Raw genomic sequence first — 20,997 nt, forward strand, 5'->3', positions numbered from 1 at the left:
TTACTCCGTCCCGAGATAGGCTGAGATGACGTCGGGTTGTTGCAGCACGGCCAGTGATTCACCGTCCGCAATGCGGCGGCCAAAGTTGAGCACGGTGATGTGCTGAGCCGCCTCACGTACCAGCGTCATGTCATGATCGATGATCAGAATGGTGAGCCCCTGAGCCGCGATGCGCTTGAGAAGATCGTGCAGTTCGACCTTCTCCGTGGAGTTCAAGCCCGCCGCCGGTTCGTCCAGCAGCAGAAGCGTCGGATTTCCGGCAAGCGCGCGGGCGATCTCGATCAGGCGCTGGTGGCCATACGAGAAGCTGGAAACAAGCTCATTCGCACGCGTTCCTAGCCCGACGAACGTCAGGGCCGACATGGCTCGTTGGGTCAGTTCGTCCTGCCCTCCCTTACCGACCAGCGCGTTCCCCGGCCGCTCCGCACCGATGACGACGTTCTCAAGCGCGGTCATCGAACGAAACAGACGGATATTCTGGAACGTCCGTCCCAATCCTGCCGCTGTGCGCTGATGGGGAGGCATATTGGTGATGTCCGTGCCATCCAGCACGATCTTGCCGGACGTGACCTTGTAGAGGCCCGACAGCATGTTCAGCGTGGTGGTTTTGCCCGAGCCGTTTGGACCGATCAGCGCATGAACGCCGCCGCGGCGCACCGATAGATCGACCTTGTCGACCGCCTTCAGACCACCGAAGTGCTTGGACAGTCCCGTCACTTCGAGGACCATGTCGCCCCCCGTCGTAGCGGGTGCAAGCTTGAGCGCAGGACCGGCCGGACGAGATCCGCCCTTCGTGCGCCACCGGGCTGCAATCTCCTGGACAAAGCCCCAGATGCCGTCGGGCATGAACCGCACGATCAGAATGACAAACAGGCCGTAGATCGCGAGATAAAGCCCGGGGACGCTTTTGAGAAAGCGCAGCCATTCCGGGATGAGAATGAGCAAGCCCGTGCCGATCACCGCACCGATGGGCGACGCAGCGCCACCCAAAAGCGCCATCGTGAGAAACACGATAGATTCCGCGAACGAGAACTGGTCCGGGCTGACATAAGAGAAACCGCCCGCGAACAGTCCGCCACCTACGCCGCCCAGCAGAGCGCAAATCGCAAAAGCGGCGACCTTGGTCCGGAAAATATCGATGCCGGCGACGCCTGCGGCAAGCTCATTGTCCCGCACCGCGCGCATCGCCCGGCCCATCCGTGTATCAGGCAACTGCCAGATGATGTAACCAATCACCGCAAGCGCCGCGACGCAGAAGGCGAGAAACGATTGCTGCGTGGAAAACAATCCCGGCCGCCCGATGTTCGGAACACCATCAGGACCGTGTGTCAGCCAGATCGTGTTGATCATCACCAGCGTCACGATCTGCTGGAACGAAATCGTCACCATGGCGAGGTAGTGACCGCCCAGTTTGAGTGTGGTCATGCCGAGCAGCGCGCCGGCCAACAATGCCAGAAGCCCGCCGCCAATAAGGCAGATCCAGAAATTAATCTGATAGTCCGCCGTACCAAGGCCAACGACATACGCGCCCAATCCAAAGAACGCGGCCTGTGCAAGGTTGATCTGTCCGCATAGTCCCAGCACGACCGTCAAGCCGAACACCGCAACGGCGAAGGTCGTGGCCTGCATCAGAATGTTAAGGGTATAACCATCGAAACTCATCGTCGCTGCCGCCACCACGGCAATCGCGACCACGACAAAATAAGGCGCATGCCGCAACACCGACGGCGTCGAGCGCACGGGTGCGCTTACGGATACGTTTTCGCTCGGTATGGTCATGCTTTCTCCGCGACGCGTTCGCCGAAGATGCCTTGCGGACGAAATACCAGGAACAGAATGAGCACCAGGAACGCGAATGCGTCCTTGTATGGCACCGAGATATAAGCTGCGCCGAACGTCTCGATGATGCCGAGCGCGAGCCCGCCGATGATCGCACCCGTGACGTCACCAAATCCACCGATGATGGTGGCCGCGAACGCCTTCAACGCAATCGTAGATCCCATCTGGATCGAGACGAAGAGAATGGGCGCGACGAGGATGCCCGCAAGACCACCGAGCACCGCAGAATAGATGAAGGTGATCATGATCATCGTCGACACGGAAATTCCGAGCAGCGATGCCATTTCCTTATCTTGCGATGTCGCCTGCAGCTTCTTTCCGATCATCGTGTGTTCGAAGAACCAGAAATTGAAGACCACGAGCGCCAGGGTCACCGCGATGATCAGCAGATACTGGCTATCGAGATAGACCGGCCCAAGCTGAATGCCGGGTGTTGAGAACCATCCCTCCAGAACCTGCGGCGCTGGCCCGTAAATCGCCAGCACGGAATTCGCGAGCAGAATCGAGGCGCCGATGGTCGCGATGATCACCGGCAAATATGTTCGATGACGCAGCGGGTAGTAAACACCGAGGTTGAAAATCACGCCGAGCAAAGCCATGCCGGCTAGCGAAAGCAAAAACGACAGCCAGTACGGCCATCCCAGGTCGAACGAGAACACAACCATGAGGTAGGCGGCGACCATCGAGAATTCGCCTTGCGCGAAGTTCACGACGTTGGTGGCACGAAAGATCAGCACAAAGCCAAGTGCCACGAGGGCATAGACCGAGCCGATGCCCACCCCAGTGAACAACAGTTGAAGAAACTGATCCATGAATACCGATCTTTCGGGAATTTCCGCGCGAATCCGGGCGCAATACGATTCACATCGCCAAGCTCAGTGCGTTCGGCGGCTCCGTTTCTCGGAACGGAGCCGCCGCAACAATCACTTGGTTGCTTCGATATGCTTATCGAAGACGATGTTTCCCTTGTCATTCTTCACGATGTTGTAGCCGTGAAGACCATCGCCATTGGCGTCGAAGTTGTATTCACCCTCCGCCCCCGCGTATTTCTTGATCGCCAGGATAGCCTCACGAACCTTTTCAGGCTCGGTGGATTTTGCCGTGTTCATGGCCTTTGCCAGCACGTTGATGGCGTCATAGGTCCATGCGCTTTGGTTGTCCGGCGCGAGCTTGTAGGCATCGCGGTAAGCCTTGCCGTAGGCCTTGGACGCCTCACTGGAGTCTTCGGCGTAGTCGGCAACACCGTACGTTCCGTACAATGTGGGGCCGGCAAGCCTCGTCGACGACACGCCGACGATGGATGGCGATCCCACCCACGGAATGTTCACGCCAAGCTGACGCAACTGACGTGCGAAGATGCCGAGGTCGTTCTCGAAGGTGAAGTAGGAGCCAAGGACGTCTGCCCCGGACTGCTTGATGGCTAGCACCACCGGCGTGAAATCCTGGCTCTGGTTTGCGTAACCCTGATCAAGCACAGGTTTTACCCCGAGCTTGTCCAAGCCCTCGGTCAACGCCTTGCCACCAGCCGTGCCGAACGCGTCGGTGGAGTGCAGGATCGCCCACTTCTTCTTGCCGAGCGTGTTGACACCGTAATCGGCGATCACGCTGCCCGAATAGCTGTCGTTGGGACGGAAGCGGAACAGCCACTTATTGCCCATGTGGGTCAGGTTGGGATCGGTGCCTCCGATCGCCACCGGCTTGCCGAGCTTCAGCACGTCCGGGGCCATGGCGTGAACCTGCGTCGAACGGATCGAACCGAGAAACGCCACGATATCCGACTGCGCGGCAAGCTTCGAGAATGCCAGCACAACGCCCGGATTGGTGGTTTGATCGTCTTCCGTGACGAGTTCGAGTTGCTTGCCGAGAACACCGCCTGCCTTGTTGACGGCTGCCATCGCGAGCTTTGCACCGTTGAGTGCGAATTTGCCCTGTTCAGCGGCCGAGCCGGTGACGGGAAGAACCTGGCCAATCTTAATCGTGGCACCCTGGGCGCCAGCACTTCGGATAAATGCAGGCGCAGCGAGCCCGGCAGCCAAACCAATCGAAAAATCACGTCGCGTCAGCTTCATCGTTTTCTCCCTGATGGTCGAGCGTTTACCCGCCGACCTTATTGGGTCAGATTAGATGACCGAAAATCGATGTTGTCCACTGGGGGAAGAAAATTCGTTTGGGATGACGACGCTTGCTGCGGCGCACGGCGCCGAGAAAATAGTCCGTCGTCAAAGGTAAGCCGATAAACCCGGTTTTACGCGGCAAGCACTGCGTTTCGTTTCAGAAAGGGTTTACGACGTTCCGCATCATGGGCTGACAAGCCTCATTTGTTGCAGTTTTTGCGCTTTTGGACCATTGGGCTGACATTTTCCCGTGAACCAAACCGTGATATGAGCCACCAATACATACCGACATCAACGGATGGGCTTAGAAATGATTTTCTCGGGTCTGGGTTTTAATTCGCGTCATTTTCGCGGTGGGGCTCTCGCCGCCGCAATGATCATAATGTCTCCAGCCATCGTCCACGCCGACTCCGCGCCGTTTGCCAATTATGCAGGCAACTGGACAGGCAACGGCACGATCTCCATCGCCGATGGAGGGACTGAACGTATTCGCTGCCGCGGGACCTATACCGTGGACGGCAGCGGCAATAATTTGCATCAGGTCCTGCGCTGCGCCAGCGACAGCTATAAATTCGAGCTGACCAGCGACGTCGCAGCCAGCGGAAGCAACATTTCCGGCTCCTGGAATGAATCCAGCCGGGGCGTCAACGGTAGCATCCAAGGCAGCATCGCCAACGGCCAGATCAACGCTCTGGTCCAAACCAACGGCTATGCAGCCACATTCAACGTCGTGACTCGCGGCAACAAGCAGTCCGTGAACATCAGCTCGAAAGGCGAGCTGCGCGGGGTCAACATCACGCTGGCCCGCAGCAACTGATCTTCCACGAAGAAAAAAGAACCTCGTGACGGCAATACGTCACGAGGTTCTTTTTTGTTTTCACATTTGGAAGAGCAGCAACGCCCTACTTGGTGGCCTTGCTCCCCCAAGCATCCTGAATGCGGCGCGATGTGCTGATCAGGAACATCGCGGTCGGTCTCAGGATGAAGAGATCGGCGATCAGTGCTGCGATCATCGAGAATGCGCTGAGCCAGCCAAACAGCCGTAGCGACGGCAGATCCGAGAAGACCGTCACCACCAGGCCGCAAGCCAACACCACCGTGGTCAAAATCAACGCCGGTCCGACCAATACCGTGGCGCGTTCCACCGCCTTGCCCTCATCGAGGCCAGGCCGCTCCTCCAGCCGCAATCGGTTGAGGAAGTGTATCGTCGCACTGAGCCCCAATCCGAACGAGACCGTCAGCGCAACCACGCTGGCAAACTGCAGCCCCTCTCCCATCAGCCAAAGCACAGTGCCCGATAGCACGACCGGGAAAATGCCCGGCAAAATGCTGACAAGCATGACGACCACCGAGCGGAAAGCGAGCCCGATAAAGGCTGCGACCAGCAGGAATTCGATCGTGAGGCCGTGATTGAGCTTGTCGATCATGGCGGCGCTATTGCGAGCTGCGATGGCCGACAGACCTGTCACCGCGATCTCATATCCAGGATGAGCCGAACGAACCGCTCCCATGGCTTTATCGAGCTTTTCGACGGTGGGCAGGATCTGGCTGGAATCGAGATCCGGCACACGCCCTGAAACGACGACCGCATCCTCTTCCTTGGAGATGAAGCGCCTGACCAGATAGGCCGGAAGCATATCGACATATTGCTTCAGAGTTTCGACGTCGGACTTGCCCGCCTTTTCAGCGATCCAGCGCCGCAGCGTCTCAAGGGACCAGACGTTACCGACTCCCGCCTGCTTTTCGATGATGGAGTGGACCGCTGCGATCGTGTCCAGCGTCTCCTTGTCGTACAGGGACTTACCCTTCGGAAACTCGATCAACACGTCGATCGGATTGGCCCCGGTCAGTTTGGCGTCGAGACGGCTCGACGCGGCAACTGCCTGCTGCTTGTCCGGCACCTGGTCAGCCAGACGATAACGCGGTTGAAGATGTGCGTAGACAGTGCCCAAGCCTCCGACCACCAGCAACGCGATCAGGCTGAACAATGCAGGCCGGCCGACCATGCGCACGGCGATCCAGGCACAGAAAGCGCGCAGTGCTTCAACGCCCTTGTCGGCTCCCTTGATCGTGGTGGCGAAGACGTTCTCCTTGCGTACGAGGAGAACGCCGAACACCGGCACCAGCGACAGTACGGCGAGCAGCGCAATCAGCGTTGCCATCAGGCCTGCTTCACCGAAGGTGCGGATCAGGTCAGAATCGGAAAACTGCAGCGCGATGAAGGACAGCGCCGCAGTGCCATGGGTCAAGACGCAAGCCGGGCCAACCACCAGAACGGCATTACGAAACGCCGTATACTTGTCTTCGCCCGCAATGAGCCGGTCGCGGGCCGCGAACGTCAACTGCATCGAGTCCGAGAAACTGATGACCATGATCAGCGGGGTCATCACGTTCAGGAACATGTTGAGGCTGAATCCCAACCATCCCAACGCACCGATAGAGAGCAAAATCGCCAGCAACGGTGGAAAAGCCGCAACGATCATGAAGGAGACGCGGCGGAAGAAGATGATCGCGATGATACAGCCCGCGAGAATTCCCGCGATGTTATAGGTGAGACCATCACGCTCGACCGCGTTGCGGATCTCAAGCTGCATCACGGGCACGCCGGAGAGCTGGCTGGTGAGACCAGTGCCTTCCAGGTCCTCCGCCATCGCTTTGCGGACTTCACCGATGGTGGTGTTGAGGCCCTTGTTGCCGACGATCTTCGGATCCAGCGCCAGCACGATCAACGCAAGCGTGCCGTCTTCCGACAAAAGCTTGCCGCGGATGACTTCGTTGCTCCTCACCGTCTTGATGAAGGCGTCGTAGTCCTTGCCTTCGGGCAAGGTCTCGGGGAACAGCGCCGCAGGCAGCTTGCCGTTTTCCGGAGGCTGACGCGCAGAAAACAACGAAATGATGCCGCGTGTGCCGTCGATCAGCTGCAGGTCGGTGACCAGATCGCGCAGCTTCTCAAGTGAATCCCGTTCCAGCAGCGTCTTGCCTTCGACCACCACCAGCACGTCGTATTCGCTGGAAGGGAAACGCTTCGTCACTTCCTCGTACTGCTTGTATTCGGGCGTATTGGATCGGAACAGCTGGCTGAGCGAGTCGTCGATCTTGATGCGCTGGATGCCAAAGACAGCGACGACGCAGAGCGCAAGGAGAATGGCGGCTGCCAGCTTTGGCGCCCGGAGCGGGATCAGGCCGATCCTCTCGATCCCAAAAGCGATACTGAATTTACCGGCAGCGCCGGGGGTCGGATCGTTTGAAATTCCGTGAGACAAGGCAAATCCGATTCGATGGAAGGCAGGAACTTTTATCTAGCAGATTTCCGGCGTGACGAGGCGTGGCATCCAAATAAAGCAGGAATAAGTGCCTGAAAGTCACACATTTTAGAGCAAGTTCCTCCTCGCCCAAAGGTTAGGTCGCCCATCCGATCGCTCAAGATTGAGGACCATCTTTTCGGCGATGGCGCCCGGCCCCTGCCGCCGCCCTGGGGTCCCCTTGGAAGACCCTCAGATGGGCATGGAACCTGCCAGATTCGCAGCGGATGTGACCCGGCCGAGCCGCCTCAGATACTTGGCTGGAGGGCCGTATACCCTTCCGGCAACCTGCTGATATAACGCCGCCATGTCGTACAAGGTCGCCGCTTTCTATCAATTCGTCACCCTGCCGGATTTCCAGGCCCTGCGGGAGCCGCTGCGCAATATGTGCGTGGCGCTGGATATCAAAGGTATCATTCTGCTTGCCGAGGAAGGCATCAACGGCACGGTCGCCGGCCGCGAAGTCGCCATCGACGCGCTGGTCAACCAATTGCAGAACGGCGCCCTCTTCAACGGACGTCTCGACAACCTGGAGCTGAAATTCTCCGCTGCCGCCGAAATGCCCTTCAACCGGATGAAGGTTCGGCTGAAGAAGGAAATCGTGACTATTGGCGACCCGGAGACCGATCCGAACGCCAAGGTCGGCATCTATGTCGATGCGGCAGACTGGAATGAACTGGTCAAGCAGCCGGACATTCTTCTGATCGACACCCGCAATCAGTTCGAGGTCGAGATGGGCACATTCGAAGGCGCGCTCGACCCCAATATCGCCCGCTTCGGCGAATTCCCCGAATTTGCCAGCCGCGCGCTCGATCCCGCCAAGCATAAGAAGATCGCCATGTTCTGTACCGGCGGCATTCGCTGCGAAAAGGCCAGCTCCTACCTGCTCTCCCAGGGCTTTGAGGAGGTCTATCACCTCAAGGGGGGTATCTTGAAATACCTCGAAGACATCCCGCAGGACGAGAGCCTGTGGCGCGGCGAATGCTTTGTCTTCGATCAGCGCGTGGCGCTCGGTCACGGCCTCACAGAACGGCAGAAAATGACAGACCCCGCGGTCGAAGGTGAAATCAGCGAGATCATGGATGAGTGAGCCCCAGTCGCTTGCGGCACGGATCGACGCATTGGAAATCCGCATCGCCTATCAGGACGAGACCATCGAAACCCTAAACAAGACCATTACAGCGCAGTGGCGCCAGATCGATGCGCTGAGCCGGGAGGTGGCCAATCTGCGCGACCGCCTTCATGACGCCGAGATGAAATCGGTCGCCGGAGCGCCTCCCGAACCACCACCTCCGCACTATTGACGCGGGTGGCCAATCCAGCGCAGGACTCCACATCAGGAGAATGGGGAGGACAGAGATGCGTAAAATTGCAATTTTCGCGGCGGCGGCAGCCGCGCTCGTGGCGACGTCGGCATCGGCGGACGATCTGAAGATCGCGCTGATCTACGGCAAAACCGGCCCGCTCGAAGCCTATGCCAAGCAGACCGAAACCGGGCTGCGGATGGGTCTGGAGTATGCGACCAAAAACACCATGACCGTGAATGGGCGGAAGATCGTCGTCATCACCAAGGACGATCAGGGCAAGCCGGACCTCGCCAAAGCTGCACTCGCGGAGGCCTATCAGGACGACAAGGTCGATATCGCCATCGGGACCACCGCCTCTGGCGCAGCGCTTGCCATGCTGCCCATCGCTGAAGAAAACAAGAAGGTGCTGATCGTTGAGCCGGCGGTTGCCGACGCGATCACCGGCGACAAGTGGAATCGCTACATCTTCCGCACCAGCCGCAATTCGTCCCAGGACGCGATATCCAACGCCGTCGCCATCGGCAAGCAGGGTGTGACCATTGCGACTCTCGGCCAGGACAATGCCTTCGGCCGCGATGGTGTCGCTGCGTTCAAGGAAGCGCTTGCCAAGACAGGCGCAACACTTGCGGCTGAAGAATATGTCCCGCCAACGACCACCGATTTCACCGCCGCCGGACAGCGCCTGTTCGACGCGCTGAAGGACAAGCCGGGCCGCAAAATCATCTGGGTGATCTGGGCCGGCGGCGGAGACCCGCTGACCAAGCTGCAGGACATGGACCCGAAGCGTTACAGCATCGAGTTGTCGACCGGCGGCAACATCCTTCCTGCGATGGCCGCCTACAAGCGGCTGCCCGGCATGGAAGGCGCGACCTACTATTATTACGGCATCCCGAAAAATCCGATCAACGATTGGTTCGTTGCTGAGCATCAGAAGCGCTTCCATGCACCGCCGGACTTCTTCACCGCGGGTGGATTTGCCGCCGCCATGGCAGCTGTGACCGCCGTTGAAAAAGCCAAGTCGACCGACACGGAGAAGCTGATCGCGGCGATGGAAGGCATGGAATTCGACACGCCGAAAGGCAAAATGGTGTTCCGCAAGGAGGACCATCAGGCGCTGCAGAGCATGTATCACTTCCGCGTCAAGGTTGATCCAAATCTGGCCTGGGCAGACAACGAGTTGGTCCGGGAGCTGAAGATCGAGGACATGAACATCCCGATCCGCAACAAGCGCTGAGCCTATCGAGACCTGATGGCCGGGCTTGTCCCGGCCATTACTATTTCTGCCTATGGCTTGAAGCCGGCGCGCCCGGCGTAAATCAATCTGGCGATTTCCAATGCGAGCGGCCCGATGACCCTCACCCTCGAAACGCGCGACATGACCATCCGTTTTGGTGGCCACGTCGCCGTCAATAAGGTCAGTTGCACATTTCGCCCGGGCGAACTCACCGCCATTGTCGGGCCGAATGGTGCCGGCAAAACCACCTACTTCAACTTGATCTCGGGCCAACTTCGTCCGACGAGTGGTGAGGTGCTGCTCGACGGTGAAAATATCACCCGGCTGTCCGCCCCGTTGCGCACACGCAAGGGACTTGGCCGTGCGTTTCAGCTCACCAATCTGTTTCCGAATTTGAGCGTGGAAGAAAACGTCCGCCTCGCAGTGCAGGCAGCCTCCGGCGTCCACTACGACATGCTGCGGCCATGGATGAAGCGCCGCGACCTGATCAAGCGAGCCGACGACATTCTCAACAGCATCGCACTCGGCAACCGGCGCAACGTGGCCGCTGCCACCCTTTCCCACGGCGATCAGCGCAAACTCGAAGTCGCGCTGATGATGGCGCTTGAACCGAAAGTTTTCATGTTCGATGAACCGACCGCCGGCATGAGTGTGGATGAAGTGCCGGTCGTGCTCGACCTGATCGCGAAGCTCAAGACCGACAGCAGCAAAATCATCCTGCTGGTCGAGCACAAGATGGATGTGGTGCGCTCACTGGCTGACCGCATCATCGTCTTGCACAACGGCCAGCTTGTTGCCGATGGCAAACCCGCCGAGGTGATCGCCTCGCCGATCGTGCAGGAGGCCTATCTCGGCGTCGCTCCCGGAAAGACCGCGGCATGAGCGATATGCTGACCCTCACCGGCGTTCACACCCATATCGGGCAGTATCACATCCTGCATGGCGTCGACTTCGTTGTCCCCGCTGGCCAGACCACGATGCTGCTTGGCCGCAACGGCGCAGGCAAAACCACGACGCTGCGCACCATCATGGGGCTGTCGTCGCCCTCGTCCGGCCAGATCGTCCTCGCCGGACAGAATATCGAAAAGAAGGCCACGCCTGATATTGCAACCCTCGGCGTCGGCTACGTGCCGGAAACCATGGCGGTGTTTTCCGACCTCACGGTCAAGGAAAACCTCGTGCTTGCCGCGCGGCAGGGGCCGCTCGACGATACCCAGTTGCAATGGATCTTTGGATTCTTTCCAGCTTTGAAGCGCTTCTGGCTGTCGCGTGCCGGCTCCCTGTCCGGCGGGCAAAAGCAGATGCTGTCCATCGCACGCGCCATCGTCGAACCGCGCAAGCTGTTGCTGATCGATGAACCGACCAAGGGCCTTGCACCGGCGATCGTGGTCAACCTCATCGAGTGTCTCGCTGAAGTGAAAAAACGTGGCACAACGGTTTTGCTTGTCGAACAGAATTTTCGCGTCGCGCAGGAAGTCGGCGACAGCGTGGTCGTCATGGACAACGGCAAAATCGTTCACCGCGGCGCAATGAACGATTTGGCACAGGATACTTCGCTGCAGGAAAAGCTCCTTGGCCTCAGCCTGGAGGCGCATCAATGACCGACCTCGCTGCCACCGAACCGCTGCCTCAGGCCAAGCGGGACATCATTCCGTTGCTGCTGCCGATTGCATTGGCACTTGTGACGATCCCGTTGATCGGATCGCCCAGCACCTGGGTCACGCTCACCGTTGCGAGCCTCGCCATGGGAATGATGATCTTCATCATGGCGTCCGGCCTCACGCTGGTGTTCGGCTTGATGGACGTGCTGAATTTCGGTCACGGCGCCTTCATCGCGGTCGGCGCCTATGTAGCGACGCTGGTGCTGGTGCCACTTTCGACCTACGTCCAGGCGGACTCGCTCTGGCTCAATCTCGCCGCTCTCGCACCGGCCGCGCTGCTGTCGATGGTCGTCTCAGGCGCACTCGGCCTTGTGTTCGAGCGCGTACTGATCCTTCCAGTGTACGGCAACCACCTCAAGCAGATCCTCATCACCATGGGAGGATTGATCGTCACCGAACAGGCCCTTTATGCACTGTGGGGACCGGCGCGCATGCCGCTGCCGCTCCCGACCTCCTTGCGTGGCTCGTTTATTTTCGGCGACATCGCTATCGCCAAATATCGTGTACTCGCAATGATCGTGGGCCTCGTCGTGTTCGGGATCATTCTGCTGGTGCTGAACCGAACTAAAATCGGCCTCCTGATCCGCGCCGGCGTCGAGAACGGCGAAATGGTGGAAGCGCTCGGATATCGCATCAAGCGGCTGTTCCTTGGCGTCTTCATGGCCGGCTCGGCGCTCGCGGGGCTTGGCGGCATCATGTGGGCCCTTTACCGCGAGGAAGTGCATGCCTCGATGGGCGGCGACCTGATGGTGCTGGTCTTCATTGTCATCATCATCGGCGGCCTTGGCTCGATCACCGGCTGCTTCATTGGCGCTATTCTAGTGGCCATGGTCGCTAACTACGGTGGCTTCCTTGTGCCGAAGCTCGCGCTGGTCTCGAACATCCTGCTGATGGTGGCGATCCTGATGTGGCGGCCCCGCGGCCTCTTTCCGGTGACAAATCGATGATGATCCTTTCCGGCGATCCGCCGCGCAGCCGCATTCTTAGCCTTGTGCTTATCGTCATCGTGGCGATGTTGGCGCTCGCGCCCTTCCTGTTCCCCGGCGCGAAAGCCATGAACGTCGCGACCAAGATATGCATTTTCGCGGCGCTGGTGGCATCCTACGACCTGCTGCTCGGCTACACAGGCACGGTGTCGTTCGCCCACACGATGTTCTACGGCATCGGCAGCTATTCCATCGCCATTGCACTCTATGCACTTGGACCGACATGGACAGGCATCGCCGTCGGTATCGCCATTGGGCTGCCACTGGCTGTGCTGCTTGCGCTCGGCATCGGCCTGTTTTCGCTTCGCGTGCAGGCGATCTTCTTTGCGATGATCACGCTGGCTGTGGCTTCGGCCTTTCAGGTGCTGGCCTCGCAGATGTCCTGGCTCACCGGTGGTGATGATGGACGCAGCTTTCAGCTTCCCGAACTGCTGCGCCCTGGCACGGTACTGATCTCGAAAAACGTTTTCGGATACGAATTTAATGGCCGGACGCTGACCTACTACATCGTGTTTCTGGCCGCGGCCGTCATGATTTTGGCCCTGCTCCGCATCGTGAACTCGCCGTTCGGCCGCGTGCTTCAAGCCGTGCGCGAGAATCGGTTCAGAGCCGAGGCGCTGGGCTACCGCACGGTGTTTCACCTGACCTGGGCCAATTGTCTCGCTGCGCTGGTGGCGGCGGCAGCAGGCATGCTGAATTCATTGTGGTTGCGCTACGCTGGCCCTGACACGTCACTCAGCTTCACCATCATGGTCGATATTCTCCTGATGGTCGTCATCGGCGGCATGGGGACGATTTATGGTGCCGTGATCGGCGCAGCGATGTTCATCCTTGCAGAAAACTATTTGCAGACGCTGATGGGCATGGCAGCCAAAGCAACAGCAAGTGCCGGCATTCCCGTGCTGCCCGATCTGCTGCATCCGGACCGCTGGTTGCTGTGGCTGGGACTGCTCTTCATCGCCAGTGTCTATTTCTTCCCGACGGGCGTGGTCGGCAAGCTCCGCAGCCGGAAATCCTTGATCAGGCAAACATCGCCCGCGGCCGAATAGCCTGCGGATTTTGCGATCCAGATGCGGTAGTGTCCCGGCAGTGATGCCGCCGGATCCCGCATGAGCACCTATCGCCTCGACCATCTGTTCGCGCCGCGCTCCATCGTGCTGATTGGAGGCAGCCCGAAATCCAATTCGGTCGGCGGAACCACGCTGCGCAACCTCCGCGAGGGAGGCTTCAGCGGTCAGATCCACGTGATCAACCGCAAGTACCCCGAGATCGAGGGCATCAAGACGTTGCCTGACATCAAGGATGTGCCGGAAACACCGGACCTCGCGATCATCAGCGTCCCCCCGTCGTCCGTCGAAAGCGTCGTGAAGGCCGTCGGCGCGCGCGGCTGCCCAACCGCCATGATCCTCACCGCGGGTCTTGGACATGGCACGGGGTCCTTTACCGAAGCGATCGCTCAAGCCGCGCGTGCAACGAGCTTGCGGCTGATCGGACCTTCGCTCGGCATTCTCGTTCCGCGCATCAATCTCAACGCAAGCTTTGCCTCGCGCCTGCCGAAGGCGGGAGACCTCGCGCTGATCTCGCAATCGGGCGCCATATCCACGGCTCTGGTCGAATGGGCGATGAACCGCAATGTCGGATTTTCGGCCATCGCATCGATGACGGACAATCTGGACGTCGATTTCAGCGACCTGCTGGACTATTTCGCGCTCGACATCGAAACCCGCGCCATTCTCCTCTATGTCGAGTCCATCAGCGGTGCACGCAAGTTCATGTCGGCGGCCAGGGCTGCTGCCCGCGTCAAGCCGGTCGTTGTCATCAAGTCCGGGCGTCACAAACAAGGGGCGCGCGCCGCTGCCACGCACACCGGTGCACTCGCAGGCTCTGATGCGGTCTATGATGCCGCGTTCCGGCGTGCCGGCCTGGTGCGCGTGCTTGATATGGATGAATTGTTCTCTGCTGCTGAAACACTTGGACATCTTCAGTCATCGCATGGCCATCGGCTCGCTATCGTCAGCAACGGTGGCGGCCTCGGTGTTCTCGCCGTGGACAGATTGATTGATCTCGGTGGAGAACTCGCGAGTATATCGGAAGATATCAGAAAGGCTCTCGCGGCAGTCCTTCCAGAACAATGGTCGAACGCCAATCCGGTTGACATCCTTGGCGACGCCGACGGCGATCGTTATGCGCGGGCTTGCGAGCTGATCCTCGGAGATACCGCCAATAACGCGCTCCTCGTCATGAATTCACCCAACACGTTGGCGTCTCCCGTCGAGAACGCGAAGTCGGTCGCGAACGCTGTCCTCAAGCATCGCAAGGAGACCTACTCCCGCAAACCGGTGTTCGCGGCCTGGGTTGGCGATGACGGCGAAGCCGCAGCAGCATTCGGCACGGCCGGCATTCCTCACTTTTCAAGCGAAGCGGATGCGGTGCGAGGCTTCATGCACATCGTACGTTACCGCGAGGGCCTCGACGTCGCCATGCAGACGCCGCCCAGCCTGCCGGAAGATTTCGCGCCGGACGTGATTGCTGGCCGCGCAATCATCCGAGAAGCGCTGAAAGACGACCGGACCTGGCTCAGTCCGATCGAGATCACCGATCTCTTTGCCGCTTACGCCATTCCGATCGCGTCCGCTGTTCTGGCCCGCGACCCACGGCAGGCCGTTCGCGCGGCAGCGCCGCTCCTGGCGGAGGGCAATACGGTTGTCGTGAAAATCAGCTCGCCTGATATCCCGACCAAATCCGATGTCGGCGGCGTCCGGTTGAATCTCACCAGCGAACGCGCCGTCCACGACGCGACCGCGGACATCCTCGAGCGCGCTCGCGCCATGAAGCCTGACGCGCGCATCGATGGCGTCACCGTGCATCCGATGATCCTGCGACCTCGCGCCCGAGAGCTGATTGCCGGATTGGCCGATGATCCGACCTTCGGTCCGGTGGTGGTGTTCGGGCGCGGCGGCACTGCGGTCGAGGTCATCAATGACAAGGCGCTGGCGTTGCCGCCGCTCGATATGAATCTTGCCAAGGACCTGATCTCGCGCACCCGTGTGTCACGCATTCTCAAGAGCTACCGCGACGTCCCTGCCGCGAATGAGAATGCCGTCGCACTGTTGCAGGTTAAACTGGCCCAGATGGCCTCGGACATCCCCGAGATCCGGGAGCTGGATATAAATCCGCTGCTCGCCGACAAAGATGGCGTTATTGCTGCGGACGCCCGCGTGGTTATCGCGCCGCTCACCGAATCCATTCACGGATCGGGGCAATACCGCTTTGCCATCCGACCGTATCCGAAAGAATGGGAACGGCATCAGACGCTCAAGGATGGCCGGAAGATCTTTGTACGGCCGGTCCGTCCCGAAGACGAGCATCTCTATCCGGAGTTCTTTGAGCATGTCAGCCGCGAAGACATCCGCTTGCGTTTCTTCTCCGCGATCAAGGAGCTGACTCATCCCTTCATTGCGCGCCTGACCCAGCTCGATTATGCGCGTGCGATGGCGTTCATTGCGATCGAGGAGACCACCGGCAAGATGCTCGGCGTGGTGCGCCTGCATACCGACGCAGACTTCGCCAGCGCCGAATATGCGATTCTCGTGCGCTCAGACCTGAAAGGGATCGGTCTCGGATCGATGCTGATGCAGATGATCATCGAGTACGCCCGCGTGGAAGGCGTCCGCGAGATCCGCGGTCAGGTCCTGAACCATAACCACGCCATGCTCGACATGTGCAAGCGGCTCGGGTTTACCATCGGCCCAGACCCGCAGAACGGCGACGTGTCCCTCGTCGTTCTGCCGATCGTCAGATAAGTGTATAAACCTGTGCGGACTGTACCGGAGAGCCCATGTCGAGAATCATCATTTCAGCAATTATCGCCGCGGCCCTGATCATTTGGGTCTACTTCGGCGTATTCATGCATCAATGACAGATAAGTCTCGTTACGGGACCAGCACCGCGCGCCCGACAAGCTTGCCCTGCTGCAAATCGAGCAGCGACTCGTTGGCCTGCGACAGCGAACGACGCGTGACCGGGATCGGCGGAAGCTTCTTCTCGCGGACGAGATCGATTAGCTCCTGCGTTTCGCGCAAGCTGCCGACATAGCTGCCCTGAATCGTGATGGCCTTCATCGGAATCAGCGGCAACGCCCAGGGCGCACCACCACCAAACAGGCCAACGATCACAAGTTTGCCACCCTTGGTGAGGCAATCGAATCCCAACGTGGCCGTGGCGGAATTTCCGACCAGGTCGATCGCGCCGCGGATCGGCCCACCTGCCTTTGCCATGATCTGCTGAAGAGCATCTGGAGCTGCGCCATCGACAGTCGCAAGCGCGCCTTCCTTCTCGGCTGCTTCACGTTTTTTCGCGTCAATATCGACCATGATGGCGCCCTTGCCGCCCATTGCCTTGAGCAATGACAATGCCATGAGGCCGAGACCACCGGCACCGAAGATCACGATCGGCTGATGGAGAAAGGCTTCGACTTTCTTGATCGCGCTGTAGGTGGTGACACCGGAGCAGGCATACGGCGCCGCCGTGACCGGATCGAGCCCCTTCAGATCGAGCAGGTAGCGCGGATGCGGCACCGTGATGTGATCGGAATACCCGCCGTCGCAATAGACCCCGAGCGAACGCGGCTTGGTGCACATGTTCTCGTCGCCGGCCTGACAGACCTCGCATTTGCCGCAGCCGATCCATGGGTACACGAGTCGCACGTCACCGATGGACACACCGCTCGCGTCTGGCCCCAGGGCGACCACTTCGCCCACGGTCTCATGTCCCATGGTGAGGGGCAGGTTTACGCCACGATCTTTCAATGACAGCGGCTTGCGGCCGTGTCCCAGGTCGTATCCCCCCTCCCAAATGTGCAGATCGCTGTGGCAAACACCCGCGGCCTTCACCTTCAAAAGGACCTGCGAACCGGATGGTTGTGGGGTCGCGATGTCGACCTCCTTCAACGGCCCCTTAAATTCGGTGACCTGAAAACTCTTCATCGCGTTTCTCCCTGAATCTTTAGAATGTTTGCACGCAGCCGTTTCGAGCAACAGCCGCGAATATCTGGTGGAATAGATGCGCGCAACGCGCCCGCTGTCAATACAGCCGCGTCGAATGGCAGGCATCAACGAGGGCGTGAAACCTGATCGAAGATGCCGTATGGATGATCTGAAGATTGTCGCCGGTGTAAGCCGCCGCGGCAGAGGAAAACTGAAAGCCGCGAGATGAGCGACCAATTTGACTGGAATCTTGTCAGATCGTTTTTGGCGATCACCCGTTCCGGCAGCATGACGGCAGCCGCGAAGCGGTTGAAAATCGACTATTCGACCCTCAGCCGCCGCATCGCCGCGCTTGAAGCCTCGCTGGGTGCCCAGTTGTTTGATCGGCGCACCAGCGGTTCATCCCTGACCGAAGCAGGCGAACGCTTGCTTGAGATGGCCGAGCAGATGGATCAGCTTGCCACGTCGGTCGAGCAATCGATCGGAACAGCAACGCTGCAGGCAACGGGCGCGGTGCGGATCGGCACTCCGGACGGCTTCGGAACGCGCTTTCTCGCCCCCCGCCTTGGCATGCTGTGTGACCGTCATCCCGACCTCACCGTTGAGCTGGTCGCGATGCCGCGCGAATACAATCTTTCCCGCCGCGAAGCAGACATCGCAGTCACAGTGACGCAGCCGAGCGAAGGCAGGCTTCATGCCCGCAAGATCACCGACTACGAGCTAGGCCTCTACGCATCGCGCACCTATCTCGCCAATCATCCAGCGATCGACAGCACCGGCGATGTGCCATCGCACCGCTTCATCTCATACATTGAGGACCTGATCTTCTCGCCGGGGCTTGAATATACCCATTTCGTATCGCCCGACCTGCGTCCGGCGATCAAGAGCTCGAACCTCATCGCTCAGCTCAACTCCACGATTGCCGGCGCCGGGCTTTGCGTATTGCCCTGCTTCATCGCCAAGCACGAACCGGAACTCGTCCGCGTTCTGCCCGCACGTTTCAAACTCATCAGATCTTTTTGGCTGATGCTGCATAGCGACCTGCGAAACATCGCGCGCGTCCGTGTGACGGCGGACTTCATTGCCGAGCAAGCCGCAAAGGCACAAGCTGAATTTCTTCCGCCCGAGTCGTGAGAAAGCCTGAGAACGAGGCCCGTTTAGTGGCCCCCGTAATTGTTGTTATAGTTATTCCCGTAGGTGTTGCAGCTTCCACAGCCTGTCGGCGGCGGCTGCGTTGTGGGCTGAACAACCTGCTGAGTCTGGTTCGCCTGCGACTTGTTCTTCGCGACCGCATTCCCGCCATCGAAGACCGAGAAGTATCCCAGCGGATCAGTCCCCGGCGGCTTTGCCGGATCAGTCACAATCGTTCTGCCGAGGCCAATTCGCGCCGCCATTGCATCGGTTGGCAGATCTGTCACGCCGCCTGTCTGGCCGGGCGCACTTGTCAGTGACGCCATGACTTTCTGCAACAGAAAGTCGGGAACCGGGAAAGGTTCGGGAATAGGATCATTCGGCCCGCTGACCCAGGTCATATAGCCCGGCCTGATAGTGGCCTGACCTGCACCGTTCTTGATCGTAATCGTGCCGACATGGCCAATGACAATCTGTCCCTTGGCCTGCATCAGTTTCGGATCAGATCCCGCAAACCCCGGCGGAATGGGGTAGATCACCGTTGCAACGCCACCGCGGATACCCAGCGTTGCCACGGGCGTGTTGATGCGGACGCCCGCTGTATGGCTGATCTGTCCGCCGACAAGGCGCATGACGCCCTTGCTGACGGTGGCGACCATGTTGCCGGTACCGGCCTTCGGGTCGTAAACATATTCGTCGATCACGATATTGCTGTTTCGTCCGACATTCAGCGTGGAGGTGTCGGGAAACAAAATCTGCGTCGAGCCCTGAGCCGACGTCCGCACTCGTTCCTTGTAGATAATATTTGTGCCGATCGTGAGAGTTCGCGATGCTGCTCCCGGCGGTGTCCCTGTCGCCTCAATATTCACGGCACCGACACGACCGGAATTTTGCGCGTGAGCCGGCGAAACCAACGCTCCTGCAACGCAGACGATTGCGAAGAACGGCGAGAACCAAATCTGCTTGCGGACGATCATGCGGCTCTCCTCAGAACCGGGCCGTTGGCCCGAACATTACCGAGAAATTATCCAGGCGATAGTTCGGCAGCGTTGAATCGGTGCGATCGTATTGAACCGCGGTTGAGAGACCGAAGGTCTTCGTCAGTGGCATATCGAACAACGCGCCGACCGACCAGGTGCCGTCGCGGCGGACTGTCAGAGGATCGATGAAGGGATTGGCGGCATCGAATCGGGTGTCGATACGCCGCACGAACGGCGCCACGCTCCAGTTCCGTGAGATCATCTCAAACGGCGGCGCGAACTCGAACGTCAGGGCGGCCTCGGCTCCCCATTGATCAAAGGATTGAAATGCAAATGCGGACTCACCGCGCCGATAGAGGCCGCGCATGTCGAGTTTGATCTGTTGCGCGATCAACAGGCTGCCGGACACTCCGGTAGTAAACCAGTCGCCCGAATTGAAACCCGACACAGGTGTGAGGTTGCCGTTTTGGAAGTCGGCGCGGCGCCAGTCGAAATCGGTGCCGAACGAAAACCGGTTGTTGACCGGAAATTGCAGAGCCACGCCTGTGCCGATCGTCGAAAAATAAGATGAACCACCGAGCCAGGTGTTTCCGCCGGCGATATATGGCTTGATGGTCGCTCCCGGAAGAAGCTCGGGAGCAAGCGCCAGTCTTGGCCCAAAACTGAGGTCGAAGAAACCGACATTCAAGTCAGGCAAACGAACCTGCTGTGTCAGGTAACCGACTGCCCGCGTCTCCAGCACATCTCCGTGCTGGTTCTGCAAATCATAGTCATGGCTGACGCCGGCAAGACCGAACCAGTTGACGTCGCTCTTCTGGCGCGCCGTTGGCAACAGTGCGAGATCGTTACCGCCAAGCCGAAGGATGCCGCTGCCCGGAGCATAGCTCGCGTTCGACTGAGAACGGATCCCGGTCTGCACGAATCCGGACAATCTGCTTGGCTGAAGCTGCTTCTCTGTTTGTGGCAGATACGTCTCGATACGCTCTTTCGTGATGGCATCGACATCCGGACTGGCGAGAGCCTCGCGGAAATACCGCTGGGCCATCTCGTAAGAGCCCAGACGGAAATACAGCGCGCCCAGCTCGTATTTTACCCGCGTCAGGCGCGGATTGTAGAACAGCAAACGTTCAAGCGCGCCGATCGCGGCCTCGTAATCGCTGCGTGCCGTTGCAACCCTGACAAACTCAAACGTGAGTTCATGGTTTGCCGGGTTTCGCACCATCTGCTGGAAGAGCTGATCCTGCTCCTGCGCACTCTCTGCCTGCGCGGAATGATGTGCCCCAAGAACGATCGCGCAAATAGCCAGGAAACCTGAGCGGCAAACGAGAACCGCTCGTCCAAACAGCCGCCGTCGATGCACAACAACAACCATTAAAATACATTCCAAACGCAAAAACTATCCGATCCAGAAATCATAAAATCTCCGCGTATTCAACGCCATAAAGACAGATTGCGTGG

Annotated in this window: 17 protein-coding genes; 10 read left to right on the plus strand and 7 right to left on the minus strand. The window is 59.3% G+C overall.

The annotated features are described in order from the left end of the window. From ACP0KA_RS01735 to ACP0KA_RS01745, 3 genes are all read right to left on the minus strand, one after another. Nucleotides 1-1,779: an ABC transporter permease subunit gene (locus tag ACP0KA_RS01735; RefSeq protein WP_424627116.1), complete on the minus strand. Its 1,779-nt coding sequence runs from the start codon at nt 1,777-1,779 to the stop codon at nt 1-3. After that, complete coding sequence (locus ACP0KA_RS01740) at nt 1,776-2,651, minus strand: branched-chain amino acid ABC transporter permease (protein WP_424627117.1); 876 nt, start codon at nt 2,649-2,651, stop codon at nt 1,776-1,778. The genes ACP0KA_RS01735 and ACP0KA_RS01740 overlap by 4 nt, the downstream gene beginning before the upstream one ends. A gap of 111 nt (nt 2,652-2,762) precedes the next feature. Then, nucleotides 2,763-3,908 (minus strand): ABC transporter substrate-binding protein, encoded by a 1,146-nt coding sequence (locus tag ACP0KA_RS01745; RefSeq protein ID WP_424627118.1) that lies wholly within the window; start codon nt 3,906-3,908, stop codon nt 2,763-2,765. A 355-nt stretch (nt 3,909-4,263) separates the two neighbouring features. Here ACP0KA_RS01745 and ACP0KA_RS01750 point away from each other — a divergent pair, with 355 nt between their 5' ends. Continuing rightward, nucleotides 4,264-4,770: a hypothetical protein gene (locus ACP0KA_RS01750; RefSeq protein WP_424627119.1), complete on the plus strand. Its 507-nt coding sequence runs from the start codon at nt 4,264-4,266 to the stop codon at nt 4,768-4,770. A gap of 85 nt (nt 4,771-4,855) precedes the next feature. On the opposite strand, the gene ACP0KA_RS01755 is transcribed toward ACP0KA_RS01750, so the two are convergent. Beyond that, nucleotides 4,856-7,216 carry an efflux RND transporter permease subunit gene (locus ACP0KA_RS01755; RefSeq protein WP_424627120.1) on the minus strand — a complete coding sequence of 787 codons (2,361 nt, stop codon included), beginning with the start codon at nt 7,214-7,216 and terminating at the stop codon, nt 4,856-4,858. Nucleotides 7,217-7,562: 346 nt separating this feature from the next. Here ACP0KA_RS01755 and ACP0KA_RS01760 point away from each other — a divergent pair, with 346 nt between their 5' ends. From ACP0KA_RS01760 to ACP0KA_RS01795, 8 genes are all read left to right on the plus strand, one after another. Next, nucleotides 7,563-8,345: a rhodanese-related sulfurtransferase gene (locus ACP0KA_RS01760; protein WP_424627121.1), complete on the plus strand. Its 783-nt coding sequence runs from the start codon at nt 7,563-7,565 to the stop codon at nt 8,343-8,345. Beyond that, nucleotides 8,338-8,559 (plus strand): SlyX family protein, encoded by a 222-nt coding sequence (locus tag ACP0KA_RS01765; protein WP_424627122.1) that lies wholly within the window; start codon nt 8,338-8,340, stop codon nt 8,557-8,559. Before ACP0KA_RS01760 ends, ACP0KA_RS01765 begins: the two co-directional genes overlap by 8 nt. 55 nt (nt 8,560-8,614) lie before the next feature. After that, nucleotides 8,615-9,796 (plus strand): substrate-binding domain-containing protein, encoded by a 1,182-nt coding sequence (locus ACP0KA_RS01770; protein WP_424627123.1) that lies wholly within the window; start codon nt 8,615-8,617, stop codon nt 9,794-9,796. 114 nt (nt 9,797-9,910) lie between these two features. Beyond that, nucleotides 9,911-10,678 (plus strand): ABC transporter ATP-binding protein, encoded by a 768-nt coding sequence (locus ACP0KA_RS01775; RefSeq protein ID WP_424627124.1) that lies wholly within the window; start codon nt 9,911-9,913, stop codon nt 10,676-10,678. Then, nucleotides 10,675-11,397, plus strand: a complete 723-nt coding sequence (locus tag ACP0KA_RS01780; protein WP_424627125.1) for an ABC transporter ATP-binding protein — start codon at nt 10,675-10,677, stop codon at nt 11,395-11,397. The genes ACP0KA_RS01775 and ACP0KA_RS01780 overlap by 4 nt, the downstream gene beginning before the upstream one ends. After that, on the plus strand, nt 11,394-12,404 hold the full coding sequence (locus ACP0KA_RS01785) for a branched-chain amino acid ABC transporter permease (protein ID WP_424627126.1): 1,011 nt from the start codon (nt 11,394-11,396) through the stop codon (nt 12,402-12,404). Before ACP0KA_RS01780 ends, ACP0KA_RS01785 begins: the two co-directional genes overlap by 4 nt. After that, complete coding sequence (locus tag ACP0KA_RS01790; protein WP_424627127.1) at nt 12,401-13,492, plus strand: branched-chain amino acid ABC transporter permease; 1,092 nt, start codon at nt 12,401-12,403, stop codon at nt 13,490-13,492. Before ACP0KA_RS01785 ends, ACP0KA_RS01790 begins: the two co-directional genes overlap by 4 nt. A gap of 60 nt (nt 13,493-13,552) precedes the next feature. After that, entirely contained in the window at nt 13,553-16,246 is a 2,694-nt protein-coding gene (locus ACP0KA_RS01795) for a bifunctional acetate--CoA ligase family protein/GNAT family N-acetyltransferase (RefSeq protein WP_424627128.1), read from the plus strand. A 129-nt stretch (nt 16,247-16,375) separates the two neighbouring features. Here the strand turns inward: ACP0KA_RS01795 and ACP0KA_RS01800 are convergent, their stop codons facing one another. Continuing rightward, the gene (locus ACP0KA_RS01800; protein WP_424627129.1) at nt 16,376-17,428 is read right to left on the minus strand and encodes an alcohol dehydrogenase; all 1,053 of its coding nucleotides are present in this window, start codon (nt 17,426-17,428) and stop codon (nt 16,376-16,378) included. A gap of 225 nt (nt 17,429-17,653) precedes the next feature. On the opposite strand from ACP0KA_RS01800, the gene ACP0KA_RS01805 reads away from it, so the two are divergent. Next, the gene (locus tag ACP0KA_RS01805; protein WP_424627130.1) at nt 17,654-18,562 is read left to right on the plus strand and encodes a LysR family transcriptional regulator; all 909 of its coding nucleotides are present in this window, start codon (nt 17,654-17,656) and stop codon (nt 18,560-18,562) included. Nucleotides 18,563-18,585: 23 nt separating this feature from the next. Here ACP0KA_RS01805 and ACP0KA_RS01810 read toward each other — a convergent pair whose 3' ends face one another. Both ACP0KA_RS01810 and ACP0KA_RS01815 read right to left on the minus strand, forming a co-directional pair. Then, complete coding sequence (locus ACP0KA_RS01810) at nt 18,586-19,536, minus strand: FecR family protein (protein ID WP_424627131.1); 951 nt, start codon at nt 19,534-19,536, stop codon at nt 18,586-18,588. A 10-nt stretch (nt 19,537-19,546) separates the two neighbouring features. After that, nucleotides 19,547-20,911: a tetratricopeptide repeat protein gene (locus ACP0KA_RS01815; RefSeq protein WP_424627132.1), complete on the minus strand. Its 1,365-nt coding sequence runs from the start codon at nt 20,909-20,911 to the stop codon at nt 19,547-19,549. Between the last annotated feature and the right edge of the window lie 86 nt (nt 20,912-20,997).

Origin of the sequence: Bradyrhizobium sp. SYSU BS000235, from assembly GCF_049747295.1 — a bacterium.
Taxonomy (GTDB): domain Bacteria; phylum Pseudomonadota; class Alphaproteobacteria; order Rhizobiales; family Xanthobacteraceae; genus Afipia.